Below are 17124 nucleotides of genomic sequence, written 5' to 3'. Positions count from 1 at the left end.
TTTAAAACAAAAAAAGACCATCCTTTCAGATGGTCTTTTTAATATGTCATACTGTTTTAGCTTAAAACATATCTCTTCCAGCAAAATGAAAAGCACCTTCAATAGCTGCATTTTCATCACTATCACTTCCGTGAACAGCGTTTTCGCTTATTGAGTCAGCAAACATTTTACGGATAGTACCTTCAGCTGCATCAGCAGGATTAGTAGCACCAATTAATGTTCTAAAATCTTCAACTGCATTTTCTTTTTCTAAAACTGCAGCCACAATAGGACCACGAGTCATATACTCAACTAACTCACCAAAAAATGGGCGTTCGTTGTGAATTGCGTAAAATTCCTCAGCATCTGCTTTGGTCATTTGAGTTAATTTCATTGCTACGATTCTAAATCCTGAAGCTGAAATTTTTTCCAATATTGCGCCAATGTGTCCTTTTTCAACAGCATCTGGCTTTAACATTGTAAATGTTCTATTAGTTGCCATGTATCTTTTTTTTTATGAGGTGCAAAAGTAATGTATTTCTTTAATTAATCAAGGCCTCCTTTTATTAAATGATTGTTACCCTTTTGCCCCTTATAAATTGTACAATTCTCAACAATCTTAATTCTATTTAGAAAATAGGTTTAACAAATCATTAGTAACTACAATGTGATAATTCCGTTTTATAAAACTGAAAAATACGTATCTTAGCCGACTATGATTAAAGCACAAATTCCAGAAATAAAAGCATTATTAAGTACACCAAAGAACATTGTTATAGTCCCACATCGCAATCCCGATGGAGATGCTATGGGTTCTACTTTGGCATTGTATCATTATTTAAAACTTTATAATCACAATGCAACTGTAATTGCACCCAATGATTATCCTGATTTTTTAAAATGGTTACCAGGAGATGATACTGTTCTAAAATTTGAGAATCAACAAGACGAAAGCAATGCACTTATAGCTAAAGCTGATCTCATTTTTACATTAGATTTTAATGCCTTTCATAGAGCAGGACATCAAATGGCTCACGCTTTAGAGCAATCTGAAGCCATCAAAATTATGATAGACCATCATCAACAACCAGACGATTATGCTAAGTATATGTACTCGGATGTCTTGATGTCTTCAACCTGTGAAATGGTTTACAATTTTATAGAAATGCTTGGAGATGATAATAAAATCGATGCCACTATTGCATCTTGTCTATATCTCGGAATTATGACAGATACAGGCTCTTTTCGTTTTCCAGCTACCACTAGTAGAACACATCACGTTATTGGGAATTTGATTGAAAAAGGAGCCGACAATTCGCAAATACATAATAACACATTCGACACTAACAGTTACAGTCGTTTACAATTATTAGGGAGAGCAATGCAAAACCTAAAAGTCATACCAGAATTAAGAACAGCGTATATCACTTTATCTCAAGCTGAATTGGACGAATTCAACTTTAGAAAAGGAGACACAGAAGGTTTTGTGAATTATGCATTATCATTAAAAGATATTATTTTTGCAGCCATATTTATTGAAAGCAAACAAGACGATATCATAAAGATATCTTTACGCAGTAAAGGTGAATTTTCGGTAAACGAATTTTCGAGAGCTCATTTTCATGGAGGTGGACACACCAATGCAGCAGGAGGACGTAGTGAAGACGATATGCAAACCACCATAAATAAATTTATTAGTATATTACCACAATATAAACAAGATTTGTCCCAATGAATCCCCTAAATTGGCATCAAATAAAACATTTCAATATGAAAAACCTACTCATACTTTCCTCTGCATTACTCTTATGCTTTAGCTGTAAATCACCAGAACCACGACTGCCAGAATCGGTACAATCGGGTTCATTTTTAAAAGCCTCTGCAGAACGCAATAAAAAACTTAACGAACTAGAACGCAAACAAATTCAGGATATTATTCAAAGTAATCCTGATAAAAACTATATCGCTTCGGAAAGTGGCTTTTGGTATTCTTATAATTCTAAAATTGAAACGGATACCATTCAACCACAATTTGGGGATGTTGTACATTTCACGTATGATGTATCTAATATTGAAGGTAATGAAATTTATGCCAACACTAATAAAACCTATATTATGGACAAAGAAGAATTGTTCACTGGTTTACGTGAAGGCTTAAAACTACTGAAACCAACAGAATCAGCAACATTTATTTTTCCATCTCAAAAAGCTTTTGGGTATTATGGAGATGAAGGTAAAATAGGAACCAATGTTCCATTAATTTGTGAAGTAACTTTAAACACTATAACTAAAAAAAATGATTAAACAAGCACTTACAGCACTCGTTGTACTACTAGTATTAGCTAATATTTCTTGTCAAGAACGCTATTCTGATTTAGAAGATGGCATTTATGCCGAATTTGTAACCTCCAAAGACACTATGGTTGCTAAACTCTTTTTTGAAGACGCTCCTGTAACCGTTGCCAATTTTGTGGCCTTAGCTGAAGGAAACCATCCTTTAGTTAAAGATGATTTTAAAGGGAAACCATTCTATGATGGATTAACGTTTCACCGTGTTATGAATAACTTCATGATTCAAGGAGGTGATCCAACAGCGACTGGTACTGGTGATCCTGGATATAAGTTTGAAGATGAACTTATACCTTCATTAAAACATGACAAACCAGGTATGTTATCAATGGCTAACAGTGGTATTAACTCTAATGGAAGCCAATTCTTTATTACAGAAAAAGCAACTCCTTGGTTAGACGGTTATGATGAAGCAGGTAATTTAAAAGACTGTGCAAATCCAAGAGTGTATTGCCACGCTGTTTTTGGAGAAATCGTAAAAGGTCTTACGGTATTAGATACTATTTCTAATGTCAAAGTACAGCCTGGATCTAATAAACCATTAGAAGATGTTGTTATCACTAAACTAAACATTATTAGAAAAGGTGCTGCAGCAAAAAAGTTTGATGCCCCTAAAGTCTTTACTGAAGAATTACCAAAAATTAAAGAACGTGCAGAAAAAGCGAAACTAGAAGCTGAAAAGAAAGCTGAAGAAGCAAAACAAGAAGCAAAATCTAAAGCTGATATTGCTAAAGCCGAATTCTTAAAAAAGAACAACGAACTAAAAGGTCGTAAAATTGAATCTCCAACAGGTATGGCGATGATCTTTTTAAACGAAGGTAATGGAGTTAAACCAAGCTCTACACAAAATGTTAGTATTGAATGTGCTGGTTATTTAGAGAATGGAGATCTGTTCTGGACAACTTCTAAATCTGTTGCAGAAAAAAATGGTAAATACGACGAAAGACAAGATAAAGCGGGTCGTTATGCACCATTTGATATGCCGTATAATGAAACGGCAACATTAATCGCTGGATTTAGAGAAGCCATGCTTAACATGAAAATTGGTGATAAAGCCAGAGTATTTATTCCTTATTATTTAGGTTATGGTGAACGTGGAAACCCTCCTGTAATTCCAGGAAACGCCAACCTTGTTTTTGATATTGAATTAGTTGGTATTAAATAAGATATAATTACAAAAAAAAAGCAGCTATATAAATAGCTGCTTTTTTTTTGTATTAATATTAATTAAGCGCTTTAGGAATATTTTCTAAAATCTCTAGTACAAATTCCCAATACTTCTGAGCAGAAGAAATTTGTGCACGCTCATCTGGAGAATGGGCACCTTTAATATTTGGTCCAAAACTAATCATATCCATGTTGGGATAGTTGGTTCCTAAAATCCCACATTCTAAGCCTGCATGGCAAGCAGCAACATGTGGCTTCTCACCATTATTTAAACGCTCATAAATTGGCACCATTAGTTTTAAAATATCAGAATCCATATTTGGAGCCCAACCTGGATAATCACCAGAAAACTCAACCTCACAACCTGTAAGTTCAAAAACAGCACGCAAGGTATTTGCTAAGTCTTGTTTTGTACTTTCTACAGAACTACGAGTTAAACAACCAATTTTTATATGCCCCTCTTTTACAATAACTCTAGCGATATTATTAGACGTTTCTACTAAGCCTTCAATATCCGGACTCATACGATATACACCATTCCATGCAGCATATAATGCTCTTGTTAAGCCTTCTTGCACACCTAAATCCATTATTTTCTCTGGAGTCTCAGTTTTAGAAACCACAACTTCTAAATCAGGTTCCATAGTTTTAAATTCAAACTTAAGCTCATCAGCTTTAGCTTTCATTTCTGCTTCAAACGCAGCTTCGTGTACCGCATCAATTGCAACCGTTGCATTACTTTCTCTAGGAATAGCATTACGTAAACTTCCTCCATCAATTTCAGAAATACGAAGTCCATAATCTTCAAAACCATCAAATAACAAACGGTTCATTAGTTTATTAGCATTACCTAAGCCTTCGTGAATTTGCATTCCTGAGTGCCCTCCTTGTAAGCCCTTTACGGTAATGGTATACCCAATTTTAAATTCTGGAGTTTCTTCTTCTTTATACTCGCGTGTTGCAGTAACATCGACTCCACCAGCACAACCCACACCAATTTCATCATCCTCTTCGGTATCTAGATTTAAAAGAATCTCACCTTTAAGTAAACCTCCTTTTAATCCTTTAGCACCTGTCATTCCTGTCTCCTCATCAATTGTAAACAACGCTTCAAGTGCTGGATGTGCAATAGTATCACTTTCTAAAATAGCCATAATTGTTGCCACACCAAGACCATTATCGGCACCAAGAGTTGTACCTTTTGCTTTTACCCAGTCGCCTTCAACATACATTTCAATACCTTGTTCATCAAAATTAAACACCGTATCGTTATTTTTTTGATGTACCATATCTAAATGCGATTGCATCACAATAGGCTTTCGGTCTTCCATACCTTTTGATGCTGGCTTACGGATAATTACATTCCCAACCTCATCTTCTATCGTTTCTAAACCTAAGTTTTGTCCAAAATCCTTCATGAATTGAATCACACGCTCTTCCTTTTTTGAAGGACGTGGTACAGCATTTAAATCTGCAAATTTATTCCATAATTCTTTTGGCTCTAAGGCTCTTATTTCTGAATTCATATTTATATAATTTTAAAAAAGCAAATTTACAAAATAAGGATAACTCTATGTGGTCATTTTAAACTTGTTTCAGAATCTCATTACAGTTCTATTTCTATAGAAGAAAAACCATAAATCAATCCTATCTTTTTCTTATTTTTGGTCTATGCTCAAAAACAAAAAATTAGGTTTAGTTATATTCTTAGGAATTCAAATTGCTTTAATTGCTATACTCAAGCATTATCCCGAATTTGTTGAGCAATTTTACAGCAATGGACTATACGTGTTCATATCTAAACTCAGTCGCTATGTATTTGGTTGGATCCCTTTTTCGGTTGGAGATATATTATACACACTTGCAGGAATTTATATAATACGATGGTTAATTATAAATCGGAAACGCATTATTAAAGACACCTTAAATTGGTTCCTAGATATTGGAGCAACCTTATCAATCGCTTATTTTGCATTTCATATCCTTTGGGCATTCAACTATTACAGACAACCACTGTACAAATCCTTAAATCTTGAAGCCGAATACAGCACAGAACAACTGATTTCGTTCACAGAAAAATTAATTCAAAAATCGAATAACCTACACCTTCAATTAGCAAAAAACGATACTTTAAAAGTTGAAATACCTTATACTAAATCTGAAATTTTAAGTAAGGTAAAAGAGGGTTACAATACCCTTTCTGAAGTCTACCCGCATCTCGAATACCATCCCAAAAGCATCAAAACATCTATTTATAGCTTGCCTCTAACTTATATGGGATTTTCAGGTTATTTAAATCCATTTACAAATGAAGCTCAAGTAAACGGTTTGATCTCCACCTACAAATTCCCAACCACAGCTTGTCACGAAGCCGCACATCAACTTGGTTATGCCGCCGAAAATGAAGCGAATTTTATAGGAAGTCTCGCCGCCATTCATAATGACGATATTTACTTTAAATATTCAGGCTATACCTTTGCCCTTCGGTATTGCTTAGCAGAACTCTACAACAGAAATCCAGAACATTACTTAGGCATTATGTTTACTATTAATAAAGGCATTTTAAAAAATTACCAGGATTCACAAGATTTCTGGAAGTCTTACGAAAATCCAATAGAACCTATTTTCGAAAAAACGTTTGATAGTTTCTTAAAAGCAAACAATCAATCTGCTGGTATGAAAAGCTACAGTTATGTCGTTGCTCTATTGGTTAATTATTATGAGGATAAACAATTGTGAATTAATCCTTAAAACAACACCCCAAAAGTCCCCTCAAGTGGACAATACAAACATTCAACATTTTAGTTAAATTTCAGCAATAGGCTTAAACTTTATTAAACATTAAATGGCCATCTAGCTCATTAATACAACATTAATTCTACTTAGAAAATGTTAAAGTATTCAAATAATGAATATCCATTTAGCTATAATTCATATCTTTAGAATTCAATCTAACCAACCAAAACCATATGATTAAAGTTCATTTACGGCTGCTCATTTTTATGTGCAGTTTTTCGTTATTTGCACAAGATTACTTTCCGAGCAATTCTGGAGTCATTGCAAACAACGCTAACTACACAGCATTTACAAATGCTACAATTCACGTATCACCAACCGAAATAATAGACCATGCCACGCTCCTCATTAAGGATGGTAAAGTGGTGAGTGTTGGAAAATCAGTAAACATTCCGAAGAACACTACAAAAATTGATCTTTCAGGAAAAACCATTTATCCGTCTTTCATTGATATATATACCACTTTTGGCGTAGAAAAACCCAAACGTGGTGGCAACGGCCCACAATACGGAGCGAGTCGAAGCGGCTATTATTGGAACGACCATATTATGCCAGAGCAAGACGTTATGGCTAGTTTTAAATATGACGCGAAATCGGCATCAGCGCTACATAAATTAGGTTTTGGGGTTGTAAATACGCATATGCCCGATGGTATTGTAAGAGGCACAGGTGCTTTAATTGCATTGAATAATAACTCAGATAATGCTATGCGTATTGTTGATGGCGAAACCACACAACATTTATCATTTCGTAAAAGTGTAAGATCTCGCCAATCGTACCCATCTTCAATTATGGGCAGCATGGCTTTACTGCGCCAAATGTATAATGATGCCAAATGGTATGAAGCAGGACATATTGATACCAAAGACTTATCACTAGAAGCTTTAAACAAAAACAAAAATTTACTTCAAATTTTTGAAGCTGGCAGTAGAGCTAATTTGATGCGAGCAGATAAAGTTGGAGATGCTTTTAATATTCAATATACCATTGTTGGTGGTGGAGATGAATACGAACGTATTGATGAAATTAAACGCACAAACGCCACCATTATTCTTCCCATAGATTTTCAATTGGCTTACGATGTTAATGACCCTTTCTTAGCAAGTACATTGTCTTTAAGCGATATGCGTGCTTGGAATCAAGAACCTCATAACCCAAGACTATTGGCTGAAAACGGTATCAAATTCGCGTTAACCACACATGGTTTAAAATCGAATAAAAGCTTTTCTTCTAATTTAATGAAAGCGATTGAAAATGGGCTTTCTAAACAAAAAGCATTAGAAGCTTTAACCACTATTCCGGCGTCATTATTAGGAAAATCAGATGTCTTAGGCACTTTAAAAACGGGAAGCTATGCCAATTTCTTAATTACTGATGGAGACATTTTTGAAAAGAAAACTAAACTTTTTGAAAATTGGGTACAAGGCACACCACATGTTATAGCCAATATGAATACAAAAGACATTGATGGCGATTACAATTTTAAACTCGCTAGAAATGATTATAAACTTACCATTTCTGGAAGCACAAGTAAACCAACAGCTCAACTTGAAAGTGGTGACCAAACTTTAGGCACAAAAATGAACTACTCAGATGACTGGGTAAATCTGACGTTCAAAACTGCTGATAGCACGAAAAAAGCATACGTTAGAATTATAGCTAACGCAGCAAACAACAATACTTTAAACGGTAAGGCTATTTTAGAAAATGGTAATGAATTGTCATTTTTTGCAAATAAAGTAGCCAAAGAAGACACCAATAAAAAAGACGACAAAAAGAAAGCCAATGACGCTACAGAGACGCCTTTTATGAGTCCTATCACCTATCCTAATTTAGCTTACGGATTTACTGAGAAACCAAAATCGGAAACCTTATTATTCAAAAATGCAACCGTTTGGACAAACGAAAAAGAAGGTGTTTTAGAACAAACAGATGTCTTAATTAAGGACGGTAAAATTTCCAAAATAGGAAAAAACCTATCGAGTAAAAACGCAAAAGTTATTGATGCTACAGGAAAACATATTACGGCTGGTATTATTGATGAACATTCGCATATTGCAGCCGCTTCGATAAATGAAGGAGGTCAAAATTCTTCAGCAGAAGTGACTATTGAAGATGTTGTAAATGATGAAGACATTAATATCTATCGCAATTTGGCAGGTGGAGTGACCTCTATCCAAATTTTACATGGCTCAGCCAATCCTATTGGTGGACGCTCAGCTATTATCAAACTAAAATGGGGAGAAGCTGCTGACGATTTAATCTATGAGAATTCTCCTAAGTTTATCAAGTTTGCTTTGGGTGAAAACGTAAAGCAATCGCGAAGCAGAACCAATTCGCGTTTCCCACAATCGCGAATGGGTGTTGAACAGGTATTTGTCGATTATTTTACAAGAGCAAAAGCTTATGACGAATTAAAGAAAAGCGGCAAACCATATAGACATGATGCCGAAATGGAAACACTTGCTGAAATTCTAAATGGTGAGCGTTTTATTTCTTGTCATTCTTATGTGCAAAGTGAAATTAATATGCTGATGAAAGTTGCCGAGCAATTCGATTTTAGAATCAACACATTCACACACATTCTTGAAGGTTATAAAGTCGCTGATAAAATGAAAGCACATGGAGCTGGTGGCTCTACGTTTAGTGATTGGTGGGCTTATAAATATGAAGTAAATGATGCCATTCCTTATAATGCAGCTATTATGCACAATGCCGGAATTACCGTCGCTATTAATAGTGATGATGCTGAAATGTCGCGTCGTTTAAATCAGGAAGCTGCAAAATCGGTTAAATATGGTGGAGTTAGTGAAGAAGAGGCTTTAAAATTTGTGACGTTAAATCCTGCAAAACTTTTACATCTCGATGATCGCGTTGGAAGTTTAAAAGTTGGAAAAGATGCCGATGTGGTCTTATGGAGCGATCATCCGTTATCTATTTACGCTAAAGCTGAAAAAACGATTATTGAAGGAGTAACCTATTTTGATTTAGCTAGAGATCAACAAATGCGTGAAGCTATTAAAAAAGAAAAAAGTGAACTCACAAACTTAATGCTTCAAGAAAAAAACAAAGGCTTAAAAACACAGCCTGTTAAGAAAAAAGAAGAGAAATTAATGCATTGTGACACCATGGATTCACACCACTAAAAACGATTTAAAATGAAAAACATAAATAAAATAAATAGTCTATTGTTTTTGTTGTGTGTTACTTTAGGATTCGCACAGCAAACACCTGCACCAAAGCAAACCAAAGACTTTGCGATTGTTGGTGCCACCGCTCATATCGGTAATGGTACTGTAATAGAAAACAGTATTATAGTAGTAAGTAACGGAAAAATAATAATGATTGGACCAGAAGCTACAACTCCACTCACCAGACAAGCCATGGCTATTATTGACGCCAAAGGAAAAGACGTCTATCCCGGTTTTATTGTCGCTAACGGCACCTTAGGTTTAGTAGAAGTTGATGCTGTAAAAGCCTCAAATGACTTATCTGAAATGGGAACATATAATCCACATATTAGAAGTATTATCGCTTACAATACCGAATCTAAAGTTACTGAGTCTATGCGACCGAATGGCGTATTACTTGGACAAGTTGTTCCAAGAGGAGGCCGTATTTCAGGTACCTCGTCTGTAGTACAATATGATGCTTGGAATTGGGAAGATGCTGCCATAAAAATGGACAATGGAATTCACGTCAATTGGCCAAGTAGTTTTAGTCGTGGGCGTTGGTGGTTAGGTGAAGATCCAGGTTTAAAGCCCAATAAGGATTATGCCAAACAAGTAAAAGAATTATCAGATTACTTCAATGAATCTAAGAGTTATAATAAAGGAAATAAGTCCGAATTACATTTACCTTTTGAAGCTTTAGCGGGCTTATTTGAGGGCTCTAAACGTTTATACATTAATGCTAATGATGAAAAAGGCATTACGGATGCTGTAAATTTTGCAAAGTCCCATGGAGTTTCTAAAATTACAATTGTTGGTGGTTATCAAGCAGGTAATGTCGCTAGCTTTTTAAAACAAAATGATGTGTCTGTCTTTTTAAGACGAATTCACTCTAGACCAGAATTAGAAGATGATGATTATGACACTTCTTATAAACTCGCAAAAAAGTTAGTAGATGCTGGTGTTTTAGTGGCTTTAGAACCAAGCGGACAAATGGAACGTATGAATTCTCGTAACCTCCCGTTTTATGCTGGCACCACTGTAGCACATGGCTTAACCAAAGCAGAAGCCTTGCAGTTAATCACACAGAACCCTGCAAAAATCATGGGTATTGATGATATGTATGGCACTTTAGAAGTTGGTAAAAGCGCAACACTATTTATTAGTGAAGGTGATGCCTTAGATATGCGCACCAATCAATTAACACATGCTTTTATTGATGGTAGAAATTTAAGCTTAGAAACCCATCAAACAGAACTTTGGAAACGGTTTTCAGCGAAACTGAATCAAGAAGATTAACAACTATTAATTTATACCCCTCAAGTCCCCTCTAGGGGTGTTTTTAGTTTAAAAGTTAAGCTACTATTAAATTACCTTAGCACGTTTACGTAACATCTAAACACAAAAAAAGCGAGCCATTTGGCTCGCTTTTTTTGTGTTTAGATATATTGATTATTCAATCACTTTAGCTCCTTCTGGTTTTGAAAATATCGCGTTATCTGGTGCTTTTACTGAAAGTAAAATATCGGTAAACTCAACTGTGTTTCGCTTTTCTGTTGGTACATTATTTTCATAATTATACCAATCTATACTTTTTGGTAATACCAAACCATTAACCGTTTGCCAATTATTATATCTTATAAAATGAAAATCTGGACTTCCTTCAGATTTCCCAAAGGTTACCGTATAGGCTAACCACTCCATCTGACCTGTTTCGGCATCGTAAAAAATCTTATACTGATCGTCTGAAGATTCACCAACTCCTGCCTCGTAAGAAATTAAGATTCCTGGATATGTTTTTCCTTCAAAAACCAATGACTCAGTTTCTTTATAAGATATGCCATCATCACCAAAAACAAAAGGCATCGCATAGAAGTAAAACATTAAACCTTTATAAAACTGAGGCTTTCCTCTATATGCATTTCCATCTTTTTCATTAATCCAAAGCGTTTCACCATCAAATCCCTGAATATAAGTTGGAGTATCAATTAATTCTGCTCTAGTCATTAAATTTTTAGTCGTCTTTTCTATTCCTGTAGGTTTTGTAATGGAGAAAGAGAGCGTTTGCATTTTGTTCCAGTTATCAATGCCTCCATGTGCATCAAACACTTTAGTTATAGATTCTGGATAGATGCTTGTGGTAATCTCTTCTTGCTTTACCTCTTCTACAATTTTAGTGTCTTGTTTTGGTTCGTTTTTACAAGCTGTAATTAAAATTGCTAAGAGTAGAGTTTGTCCTATTTTTTTCATGATATAGTTTTAAGTTGAAGTGTTTGACGAAATTAATCATTAAGTATTACAAAAAAAGCTTCAGGAATTAGCTGAAGCTTTTCAAATAAAATATTATTTCAACTTAATTCACAATTAATTTCTGAACGGTTGCTGTATTTCCTATAGTTAATTCTACAAAATACAAACCACTTTCTAAACTTGAAATATCTATAGTTGACGTATTCTCTTCAAATGTTATTTGTTTCAAAATTGCTTTGCCTTGAATATTGTAAATGTTTATATTTCCAGTTGTAAAATGAGATGTTGCTAACTGAATGTTGACTTCATTTTTTGTTGGATTTGGGAACAGTTTAAAATTTACAACACTATAATCGTCAACTCCTAAAGCAACAGCATTTTCAAGATAATCTGGAATCATGTTGTTATTCGTATCATCGTCTGTTGGATCGCCGTTGTTATTATAATCTTCATCAATAGTTAATACGCCATCACCATCATCATCGTTATCTAAATAATTTTCAATAGTATCATTATCGGTATCCACAAATGGATGCATCGTATTTCGTCCTAAAACAATATTAATTTCAACACTAGTAGCAACACCATCTCCATCATCATCGTCATCTAAATAATTTGGAATGTCATCACCATCGGTATCATCATCGTCTAGATTACCATTATCATTGATATCTTCATCGCTATCAATGACTCCATCGTCATCACTATCTGTACAACTAACTTCCTCTACAGTAATAAAAGTATTGCTAGAACACTCAAAATCTAAAGAATACAACACAGCTACATATTCACCAGGTTCTGTTATCGTAAGTGAAGGTAGGTTTGCGCCTTGTATCGTATTTCCATTAAGACTCCATTGAAAATAATAATCAAAAACAGACAATCCTGTTTCCAATACCAAAGTACTGCCTGTACATAAGCTATTACTACCATCCAGATATATTTCGGGTAAAGGATTAACAGAAATATCAAAATTAGTAAGTGCATAGCAGCCGTCTAGAGTTTCAACTCTAACATAAATAGTTTGTGGATTACTTACGTTTGTAAAATTAGTTGGATCTAAAATTGGAGCAAAATTACCTAAGGCATCAGCTTCATCTATAAAATAAGATAGTGTAAAAGGCTCTCCTGACGGATTTATTTCACCCTCGTTTAGTGTTAGATCAAAATCGATAACTCCATCATTATTATCATCACATAACATAATATCACTTGGAGTGCCCATAGCAACAGAAGGGTTTGGTAATACACGTATGGTTAATGGAGTTATACCTACACAACCCGTATTGGTATCCGTAACTGCTGCAAATAATGTCTGCGGATTTGAGGTATTTGTATAAGCTATTGAATTAGATATCATATTCATCTGAGCCTGAGCATCCGATTGCGTTTCATAATACGCTACTGTCCAATCAGTATTACCTTGTGTGATTTCTAAATTGTTTACTGTTAAATCAAATACAGCAGTCTCATCGGCATCATCATCACATAACATCATGGAGGTTGATGCCGTAACTATAGGTGTTGGATTTACAACTAAGGCTAATTCAGTAGTATCATAACTTCCTGTATTATTATCTTCTAATCGCACATATATAATTTGTAAATCCGTATTATTGACATAAGGATAATAAATTGCATTAATTCCATTGATGGCATCACTCATTGTTTCGTGATACGTTACCGTATAATCTGCTACACTTTGTTGACTTCCTAAAACTTGTGCATCTGCATTAGTTAAATCGAATGAAGCAAACCCATCATTATCATCATCGCAAACCACGTAATCATTTGGTTGGTTAGCCACTTGAGCAAATGAAGTTACACTGATTGTTAAGAATAGAAATAGGTAAAGTAGTTTTTGTTTCATAATAGGTTAAATTTGTATCTCTCAAATATAGATATAAATAATATAGTAATGAGTAAATCCATCTCTAGCGTTCAGAATCCATTTATAAAACAACTTGTTCTGCTCAAAGAAAAAGCGAGACAACGCAAAAAAACAGGACTGTTTTTAATTGAAGGCAAACGTGAATTATCATTAGCTATAAAAGGTGGCTATACTGTTAACACCTTGTTGTTTTATCCAGAATTATTTTCTGAAAGCGAAGCTCAAGCAATGTCACAATACAATATTGAGATTATTGAAATATCAAAAGAGGTCTTTCAGAAATTAGCACATCGCGATACTACTGAAGGGGTTATTGCTGTTGTGAATTCAAAACATCATACATTGGAAGATTTAAAATTTGAATCTAAAAACCCCCTAATTTTAGTGGCCGAAGCCCCTGAAAAACCTGGTAATATTGGTGCCTTGCTTAGAACAGCTGATGCCGCAAATGTTGATGCCGTTATTATTGCGAATCCAAAATCGGATTTATACAATCCTAATATCATTCGTTCTAGTGTTGGCTGCGTATTTACGACTGAAATTGCTATGGCCAGTTCTGATGAAGCTATTGACTTTTTAAAGAAATACAACTTCAATATTTTCTCCGCTATCTTACAAGAATCAGAACCTTACCATTCACAAGATTACACCTTACCAACAGCCATTGTAGTGGGTACAGAAGCGACAGGTTTAACCAAAGAATGGCGCAAAGCTGCAACAAAAAATATAAGTATACCAATGCAAGGTGAAATTGACTCCATGAATGTGTCGGTTGCTGCTGGAATTCTTATTTTTGAAGCCAAACGCCAACGCCATTTTAAATAACCTAATTTTTGTCTGGTTGAGCGCAGTCGAAACCTATTTTAATAGTATTCTAAAACCTCTCACCTGAACTCTAGGTGACAAAAAAATATATTAATGACAGCACAAACCCTATTCTATATCATCATCGCTATTATTGTCATCAACTTTATAATCGATAAAGTCCTCGATGCTATAAACGCAAAACATTATAACGATCCAATTCCTGAAGTATTAAACGATGTGTATGACGCAGAGGAATATAAAAAATCACAAGCTTACAAAACCCTGAATTATAAATTTGGACTTATAACCTCCTTGTTTTCTTTTGTATTAACCTTAGGCTTCTTACTTTTAGATGGCTTTGAATACGTTGACAATTTCGCTAGACGTTATTCTGATAACCCAATACTAATTGCCTTAATTTTCTTTGGCATTATTATGATTGCTAGCGATCTAATTACAACACCATTTGGCTATTACAAAACCTTTGTAATTGAAGAAAAATTCGGCTTCAACAAAACGACTAAAAAAACCTTTATTTTAGATAAATTAAAAGGTTTGCTAATGACCATACTTCTCGGCGGAGGCATCATTGCACTTATTGTTTGGTTTTATCAAGTTACAGGAAATCAGTTCTGGTTATATGCTTGGGGTATTGTAACCGCGTTCACTGTATTTATGAATATGTTTTATTCCAAACTTATTGTACCTCTATTCAACAAACAAACTCCTTTAGAAGACGGTGAATTGAGAACTAAAATTTCAGCCTATGCAGCATCGGTTGGTTTTAATCTCGAGAAAATATTCATCATCGATGGTTCAAAACGAAGCACCAAAGCCAATGCTTATTTTTCGGGATTTGGCAGTGAAAAACGTGTCACGCTTTACGATACTTTAGTCAACGATTTAGACGATGAAGAAATCGTTGCTGTTTTAGCACATGAAGTAGGACATTACAAAAAGAAACACATCATTTTCAATTTAGTGACCTCTATTCTACTTACAGGATTAACACTATTCATTTTATCCATCTTTATATCAAATCCGTTATTATCTAATGCTATTGGAGTTGAAACTCCGAGTTTTCATGTTGGCTTAATTGCTTTTGGACTACTCTACTCGCCTATTTCTGAAGTCACAGGTTTAATAATGAATTATGTTTCAAGAGTTTTTGAATACCAAGCAGATGATTATGCTAAAGCAACATATAAAGCCGAACCTTTAATCACCTCATTAAAAAAACTATCTAAAAATAGTTTGAGTAATTTAACACCTCATAAAGCCTATGTGTTTATGCATTATTCGCACCCTACGCTTTTAGAACGCGTAAATAACTTGAAAAAATAAAAGCGGTTTAAATTCTAGCAACTAATAACCTTAACAAATCTCATAAACCTTGAACGCCTCCAATACAGAAGAGCATTATATAAGCACAAATACTATTGAAGCTCCAGAATCAGACTACTTGTTTATTCAGCCTTCACAAATTAAACATGCTGGACAAGGTTTATTTACGGCAGTGGACATTTATAAAGATGAAATCATTGCGTTGTTTAAAGGGGAAATTATCGATAACAAAGAAGCCGCAAAACGAGCAGCACAGCACCAAGACAGGTATTTTATTAATTTGCTAGATGGCACTATTATGGACAGTATGCATACCCATTGCTTTGCCAAATACGCTAATGATGCAGAAGGCTTATCGCAAAGTAATTTTAAAAATAATGCTGCAATTACTTTAGACGATGATCATAATGTCTGCCTCAAAGCCATAAAAGATATAGACTATGGTGAAGAAGTATTTTGCAGCTACGGTAAATCGTATTGGAAAAAGCACGGTAAATAACATTTTCTAACACCCAATACTTGTCAAAAAAACGCATCTCACACTTTTAGAACGTATTAAGAATTTAAGGTCGTAAGTTCACATTATTATAACATGACAAACCCACAATTTTTATAACTTTGAACAAAAAGAAACATACTATAATGACAGATTTAAAAAATAGAAAAGCAATAATTACAGGAGGCGGAAGAGGTTTAGGAAAAGCAACAGCTATCGCTTTTGCTAAAGAAGGTATTGATGTAGCTATTACAGGCAGAAATGAAGCCGTTTTAAAAGAAACCGTTTCAGAGTTAAAAACATTTGGAGTTAACGCTATATATGCTGTATTTGATGTCAGTAATTACGAGGAAGTACAAGCAAGCATTAAAACTTTAATTGAAACTTTAGGCTCTATTGATATTTTAGTTAACAATGCCGGTATTGCTGCTTTTGGATCCTTAAACGATATGGAAGTGGATCAATGGAGCCAAATTATACAAACCAATGTAATGGGAATGTATTACGTCACTAAAGAGGTTTTACCACATTTAATAGCTAAAAACGAAGGTGATATTATAAATATCTCTTCTACAGCAGGCTTAACAGGTAATGCTACGACTTCTGCATATTCAGCTTCAAAATTTGCCGTTATTGGAATGTCGCAATCGTTAATGAAAGAGGTCCGCAAAAACAATATTAGAGTATGTACCTTAACACCAAGTACCATAGCTTCAGATATGTCTATTGAATTGGGTATTGCAAGCAAAGATTCTGAAGACAGCGTATTACAGCCCGAAGATTTTGCAGAACTAATTGTATCTGGTTTAAAACTACCTAGACGCGCTATGATGGCTAATGCGTCGTTGTGGTCTACTAATCCGTAAAAGTTTCAA

At 34.6% G+C, this 17124-nt stretch carries 14 protein-coding genes; 10 read left to right on the top strand and 4 right to left on the bottom strand.

Going from position 1 to position 17124, the window contains the following annotated elements; genetic code table 11:
* Nucleotides 1-61: 61 nt before the first annotated feature.
* Nucleotides 62-481, bottom strand: coding sequence for a nucleoside-diphosphate kinase (locus ACXGSQ_RS08785; RefSeq protein WP_458629236.1), 420 nt, complete (start codon nucleotides 479-481; stop codon nucleotides 62-64).
* 213 nt (nucleotides 482-694) lie between these two features.
* Between ACXGSQ_RS08785 and ACXGSQ_RS08780 the strand changes: the two genes are divergently transcribed.
* From ACXGSQ_RS08780 to ACXGSQ_RS08770, 3 genes are read left to right on the top strand one after another with little or no spacing between them, the layout of a single operon-like run.
* Complete coding sequence (locus ACXGSQ_RS08780; RefSeq protein ID WP_458629235.1) at nucleotides 695-1714, top strand: DHH family phosphoesterase; 1020 nt, start codon at nucleotides 695-697, stop codon at nucleotides 1712-1714.
* 35 nt (nucleotides 1715-1749) lie between these two features.
* Entirely contained in the window at nucleotides 1750-2283 is a 534-nt protein-coding gene (gldI, locus tag ACXGSQ_RS08775) for a gliding motility-associated peptidyl-prolyl isomerase GldI (RefSeq protein WP_458629234.1), read from the top strand.
* Nucleotides 2276-3493, top strand: a complete 1218-nt coding sequence (locus ACXGSQ_RS08770; RefSeq protein ID WP_458629233.1) for a peptidylprolyl isomerase — start codon at nucleotides 2276-2278, stop codon at nucleotides 3491-3493. Before gldI ends, ACXGSQ_RS08770 begins: the two co-directional genes overlap by 8 nt.
* A gap of 58 nt (nucleotides 3494-3551) precedes the next feature.
* Here ACXGSQ_RS08770 and ACXGSQ_RS08765 read toward each other — a convergent pair whose 3' ends face one another.
* On the bottom strand, nucleotides 3552-5021 hold the full coding sequence (locus ACXGSQ_RS08765; protein WP_458629232.1) for an aminoacyl-histidine dipeptidase: 1470 nt from the start codon (nucleotides 5019-5021) through the stop codon (nucleotides 3552-3554).
* Between the two features lie 145 nt (nucleotides 5022-5166).
* Here ACXGSQ_RS08765 and ACXGSQ_RS08760 point away from each other — a divergent pair, with 145 nt between their 5' ends.
* The 3 genes from ACXGSQ_RS08760 (at nucleotide 5167) to ACXGSQ_RS08750 (ending at nucleotide 10760) form a co-directional block, all read left to right on the top strand.
* The gene (locus ACXGSQ_RS08760) at nucleotides 5167-6234 is read left to right on the top strand and encodes a DUF3810 domain-containing protein (protein ID WP_458629231.1); all 1068 of its coding nucleotides are present in this window, start codon (nucleotides 5167-5169) and stop codon (nucleotides 6232-6234) included.
* A 230-nt stretch (nucleotides 6235-6464) separates the two neighbouring features.
* Nucleotides 6465-9437: an amidohydrolase family protein gene (locus ACXGSQ_RS08755; protein ID WP_458629230.1), complete on the top strand. Its 2973-nt coding sequence runs from the start codon at nucleotides 6465-6467 to the stop codon at nucleotides 9435-9437.
* 12 nt (nucleotides 9438-9449) lie between these two features.
* Nucleotides 9450-10760: an amidohydrolase family protein gene (locus ACXGSQ_RS08750; RefSeq protein WP_458629229.1), complete on the top strand. Its 1311-nt coding sequence runs from the start codon at nucleotides 9450-9452 to the stop codon at nucleotides 10758-10760.
* A gap of 153 nt (nucleotides 10761-10913) precedes the next feature.
* Here the strand turns inward: ACXGSQ_RS08750 and ACXGSQ_RS08745 are convergent, their stop codons facing one another.
* Nucleotides 10914-11711 (bottom strand): DUF6503 family protein, encoded by a 798-nt coding sequence (locus ACXGSQ_RS08745; RefSeq protein WP_458629228.1) that lies wholly within the window; start codon nucleotides 11709-11711, stop codon nucleotides 10914-10916.
* Between the two features lie 103 nt (nucleotides 11712-11814).
* Nucleotides 11815-13581: a T9SS type A sorting domain-containing protein gene (locus ACXGSQ_RS08740; RefSeq protein ID WP_458629227.1), complete on the bottom strand. Its 1767-nt coding sequence runs from the start codon at nucleotides 13579-13581 to the stop codon at nucleotides 11815-11817.
* Between the two features lie 48 nt (nucleotides 13582-13629).
* Between ACXGSQ_RS08740 and ACXGSQ_RS08735 the strand changes: the two genes are divergently transcribed.
* The 4 genes from ACXGSQ_RS08735 to ACXGSQ_RS08720 all read left to right on the top strand — a co-directional run bounded on the left by ACXGSQ_RS08735 (nucleotide 13630) and on the right by ACXGSQ_RS08720 (nucleotide 17115).
* Nucleotides 13630-14427 carry a TrmH family RNA methyltransferase gene (locus ACXGSQ_RS08735; RefSeq protein ID WP_458629226.1) on the top strand — a complete coding sequence of 266 codons (798 nt, stop codon included), beginning with the start codon at nucleotides 13630-13632 and terminating at the stop codon, nucleotides 14425-14427.
* Nucleotides 14428-14520: 93 nt separating this feature from the next.
* Nucleotides 14521-15753 (top strand): M48 family metallopeptidase, encoded by a 1233-nt coding sequence (locus tag ACXGSQ_RS08730; protein WP_458629225.1) that lies wholly within the window; start codon nucleotides 14521-14523, stop codon nucleotides 15751-15753.
* 49 nt (nucleotides 15754-15802) lie between these two features.
* Nucleotides 15803-16252, top strand: a complete 450-nt coding sequence (locus ACXGSQ_RS08725; protein ID WP_458629224.1) for an SET domain-containing protein-lysine N-methyltransferase — start codon at nucleotides 15803-15805, stop codon at nucleotides 16250-16252.
* Nucleotides 16253-16395: 143 nt separating this feature from the next.
* Complete coding sequence (locus ACXGSQ_RS08720) at nucleotides 16396-17115, top strand: 3-ketoacyl-ACP reductase (RefSeq protein WP_458629223.1); 720 nt, start codon at nucleotides 16396-16398, stop codon at nucleotides 17113-17115.
* Nucleotides 17116-17124 lie beyond the last annotated feature (9 nt).

The sequence above is a fragment of the Winogradskyella sp. PC D3.3 genome (genome assembly GCF_054366245.1).
This window is presented reverse-complemented; position numbering and strand designations above follow the sequence as displayed.